3 protein-coding genes are annotated in these 4,569 nt (G+C 70.5%); 1 reads left to right on the plus strand and 2 read right to left on the minus strand.

Features of this window, described 5'->3' with window-relative positions:
- Positions 1-45: 45 nt before the first annotated feature.
- Both ABT085_RS44125 and ABT085_RS44130 read right to left on the minus strand, forming a co-directional pair.
- Complete coding sequence (locus ABT085_RS44125) at positions 46-1,086, minus strand: Yip1 family protein (RefSeq protein ID WP_351622204.1); 1,041 nt, start codon at positions 1,084-1,086, stop codon at positions 46-48.
- 249 nt (positions 1,087-1,335) lie between these two features.
- The gene (locus tag ABT085_RS44130) at positions 1,336-3,627 is read right to left on the minus strand and encodes a (Fe-S)-binding protein (protein ID WP_351622207.1); all 2,292 of its coding nucleotides are present in this window, start codon (positions 3,625-3,627) and stop codon (positions 1,336-1,338) included.
- Between the two features lie 249 nt (positions 3,628-3,876).
- On the opposite strand from ABT085_RS44130, the gene ABT085_RS44135 reads away from it, so the two are divergent.
- Positions 3,877-4,569 (plus strand): MraY family glycosyltransferase (locus ABT085_RS44135; protein WP_502982980.1); only part of this gene is annotated, 693 nt, incomplete at its 3' end.

Consider the following 4,569-nt stretch of genomic DNA (forward strand, 5'->3'; position numbering starts at 1 on the left):
CGGACGGTGAGCCCTTCTGCTTGTGCCGGTCCGGCCGGACCGGTCCTAGAACGTGCCCAGCTTCACGATCGACAGCAGCGCGATCAGCTGGATCGCCGACGCGCCCAGCGCCTTGGGCCAGGGCAGGTCGTGGGAGCGGCGGACCATCATGGTCAGCAGCGTTCCGGCGGCCACCCAGGTCGCCCAGCCCACGGCCTGGACGAAGGTCGCGTTGCCGCCGAAGAACATGGCGAGCAGCAGCCGGGGCGCGTCCGTGAGGGACATGATCAGCATCGACAGGCCCACGGTGGGCTGCCAGGCGCCGTCGCCGCCGAGCTGGCGGGCCAGGGTGTGGGTGACCACGCCGAGGACGAAGGCGCTGAGCACCATCGCCACCGACGTCGTCAGGACGATCGGGACGGCGTTGGAGAGGGTGGCGTTGATGGCGTCCTCGCGGGCGCCGTCGAAGCCGAAGACCGCGAGCAGGCCGTAGAGGAAGGTCACGATCAGGGCCGGGGCCCACATCGTGTAGTCGCGCATCCGCAGGAAGGTCTGGTCCGGGGCGGTCACGATGCCGCTCAGCAGCGCCTTCCAGTGCAGCGGCGGGCCGACCGGGGCCGAGGGCTGCGCGGCGCCCGCGTGGTAGGTGCCGCCCTGGTTGTAGGAGGCGTGCTCGTCGATCGAGAACGCCTGGGTGTGCCCCGGCTGGCTCGCCGCGTACGGGTCGTGCGGGGCGCCGCCCGCCTGGCCGTACGGGTCGGCCGCGCCGAAGTACTCCGGCTCGTCGCCGCCCTGGCCGCCGTAGCCGCCGGCGTTGCCCTGCGGCCACCCGGCCCCGCCGGAGCCGCCGTGCGGCGGCTGCTGGCCGCCCCGGTACTGCGGTTGCTGCGGGTACGGCTGCGGAGCCGACGGGTAGCCGTAGGACGGCGGCCCCTGGGGAGCCTGCTGCCCGTACGGAGGGTTGTGCGGTCGCGCTTGCGGGGCGCGGTCGTCCCGGCCGCCGCGTCCGTTCCTGAATCCAGCCACGCCTTCGAACGTACCTGGTCCCGGCGGGTGAGGGGCGGGGACGGGGGTTCCGGGCCGGGGTTTGCTGCCGAGCTGTGACATCCCCTAAGGGGGGTCCCGGGGGCTTTCCGAGGGGCCGGCGGGTTTCGCGCGCGGGACCGGAAGGCACGGCGGCGGTGTCCTCCGTCCGCGTGACGCGCGTGACGGCAACTGCGGTGCGTACGGCGGGAGGAGGGCGTGCGGATCGGAGAGCGGGTACGGCAGAGGGAGCGCGTGCGGCCCGCGGAGCGGGTACGGCGACGCCCCCTGCCCGGCAGGCGGGTCAGGGGGCGTCGGCGGGTGGAACGGCGGTTACTTCGCCGGCTCCGGCTCCGGCTCGGTCTCCGACTGCGACTCGCCCGCCGGGGGCTCGTCCGCGACCGGGGTCCGGACGGACTCGAGCAGCAGCTGGGCGACGTCCACGACCTGGACGGACTCCTTGGCCTTGCCCTCGTTCTTCTTGCCGTTGACCGAGTCGGTCAGCATGACGAGGCAGAACGGGCAGGCGGTGGAGACGATGTCGGGGTTCAGCGACAGAGCCTCGTCGACGCGCTCGTTGTTGATGCGCTTGCCGATCCGCTCCTCCATCCACATCCGCGCGCCGCCGGCGCCGCAGCAGAAGCCGCGCTCCTTGTGGCGGTGCATCTCCTGCTGGCGCAGGCCCGGGACGGCGGTCATGATCTCGCGCGGCGGCGTGTAGATCTTGTTGTGGCGGCCCAGGTAGCAGGGGTCGTGGTAGGTGATGATGCCCTCGACCGGGGTGACCGGGACCAGCTTGCCCTCGTCCACCAGGTGCTGGAGCAGCTGGGTGTGGTGGATGACCTCGTAGTCGCCGCCGAGCTGCGGGTACTCGTTGCCGATGGTGTTGAGGCAGTGCGGGCAGGTCGCGACGATCTTCTTGGCCGACTTGGGCTTCTTCGTCGACTCGTCCACCTCGCCCTCCTCGTTGAGGGACTCGCCGAACGCCATGTTCAGCGCGGCGACGTTCTCCATGCCGAGCTCCTGGAAGAGGGGCTCGTTGCCGAGGCGGCGGGCGGAGTCACCGGTGCACTTCTCGTCGCCGCCCATGATCGCGAACTTGACGCCCGCGATGTTGAGGAGTTCGGCGAACGCCTTGGTGGTCTTCTTGGCCCGGTCCTCCAGCGCGCCCGCGCAGCCGACCCAGTACAGGTACTCGACCTCGGTGAGGTCCTCGATGTCGCGGCCGACGACGGGCACCTCGAAGTCGAGTTCCTTCGTCCACTCCAGGCGCTGCTTCTTGGCCAGGCCCCAGGGGTTGCCCTTCTTCTCCAGGTTCTTGAGCATCGTGCCCGCCTCGGAGGGGAAGCTGGACTCGATCATGACCTGGTAGCGGCGCATGTCGACGATGTGGTCGACGTGCTCGATGTCCACCGGGCACTGCTCGACGCAGGCGCCGCAGGTGGTGCAGGACCACAGGACGTCCGGGTCGATGACGCCGTTCTCCTCGGCTGTGCCGATGAGCGGGCGCTCGGCCTCGGCGAGGGCCGCCGCGGGCACGCCCGCCAGCTGCTCCTCGGACGCCTTCTCCTCGCCCTCCATCGTCTTGCCGCCGCCGGCCAGCAGGTAGGGGGCCTTGGCGTGCGCGTGGTCGCGCAGCGACATGATCAGCAGCTTCGGGGAGAGCGGCTTGCCGGTGTTCCAGGCGGGGCACTGCGACTGGCAGCGGCCGCACTCGGTGCAGGTGGAGAAGTCGAGCAGGCCCTTCCAGGAGAACTGCTCGACCTGGGAGACGCCGAAGACGTCGTCGTCACCGGGGTCGGTGAAGTCGATCGGCTTGCCGCCGGAGGTCATCGGCTGGAGGGCGCCGAGGGCCGTGCCGCCGGTCGCGTTGCGCTTGAACCAGATGTTCGGGAAGCCCAGGAAGCGGTGCCAGGCGACGCCCATGTTGGTGTTCAGCGACACCACGATCATCCAGATGAAGGAGACGCTGATCTTGATCATGGCGACCAGGTAGACCAGGTTCTGGAGGGTGGCGACGCTCAGGCCCTTGAAGGCCAGCACCAGCGGGTACGAGGCGAAGTAGCCGGCCTCGTAGCCGTCGACGTGGTGGATGGCGCCCTCGAGGCCGCGCAGGGTGTAGATGGCCAGGCCGATGGTGAGGATGACGTACTCGACGAAGTACGCCTGGCCGGACTTGGAGCCCGTGAAGCGGGACTTGCGGCCCGGCCGCGAGGGCAGGTTCAGCAGCCGGATCGCCATCAGGACGACGATGCCCAGGATGGTCATCACACCGATGAACTCGGTGTACATCTCGAACGGCAGGAAGTCGCCGATGACGGGCAGCGTCCAGTCGGCCTGGAAGAGCTGCCCGAAGGCCTGCGCCAGGGTCGGCGGCAGCGTCAGGAAGCCGACGGCCACGAACCAGTGCGCGAAGCCCACGATGCCCCACCGGTTCATCCGGGTGTGGCCGAGGAACTCCCGGACCAGCGTCACGCTGCGCTGGTAGGGGTTGTCGGTCCGGCTTCCGGCGGGTACGGGCTGTCCCAGCTTGAAGTACCGGACGAACTGGCCGACGGCGCGTGCGAGCAGCGCCACGCCGACCACGGTCAGGACCAGCGACACGATGATCGCGGCGAGTTGCATTTCGGGGCTCCTCGGGCCTGCGAGGGATTCTCGATCGAGATTACTAAGCGGTAACTTATGCAGTCCGTCTGAGACTACCCGCATCCTCCGCCGCACTGTAGTCAGCCGCTCGGTGATCTGTGTCGCTGAGGCTTGCCTCATGATCCGGGTCGCGAGGCCGGTCGGGAGCGGTCCGGGGCCGTCGGGAGCGGTCATGATCTGATCGTGTTATTCGTACCAAATCGCTACATTTACCTCTAACTTATATCCGTGCTCTACGGGATCACCGCCGCCACCGCCGCTCTCCTCCTCGCCGCCGTCCTCGCGGCGCTGCTCAGGGTGCCCGCCCGCCGGCTCGGAGTGGTCGACCGACGGCGGCAGCGGCCGTTGCCGCTGTTCGGGGGAGTGGCGGTGACGGCGGCCACCTGTGCCGTCGCGGCGGTGGGCGACTGGACCGGGGTCGCACCGCTCGGCGCCGGGATCGGGCAGCTGCTCGGCGCGGGCGCCACGGTCGCCGCGCTCGGGCTGGCCGCCGACGTGTGGCGGCTGAAGACGCGGTTCCTCGTCGTCGGTACGGCCGTGGCGGCGGCCTGTGTCGTGCCGTACGCGGAGACGGGCGTGACCGCGGGGCTGTCGGCCGTGGTCTGGATCGTGTGCGTGACGGCCGCCTTCAAGGGGCTCGACCACGCCGACGGGCTCGTGGGCACCGTCGGGGTCGTCACCGCCTTCGGGGCGGGTGCCTGTGCCGCCGCCGAGGTCATGGACGGGCTCGCGGCGCTGCTCAGTGTGCTGGCCGCCGCGCTGACCGGCTTCCTCATGCACAACTGGCACCCCGCGCGGGTCGGCCTCGGCGCCTGCGGGTCGCTGTTCACCGCGGTGCCCGCCCGGCTCCAGCCCCAGGTGCGCGCCCGGGTCGTCGAACTCGCCGAGCGGCTTGCCGTGTGGGGGCACACGGTCGAGGAG

Source organism: Streptomyces sp. NPDC002265 (assembly GCF_040296125.1).
Taxonomy (GTDB): Bacteria; Actinomycetota; Actinomycetes; order Streptomycetales; family Streptomycetaceae; genus Streptomyces.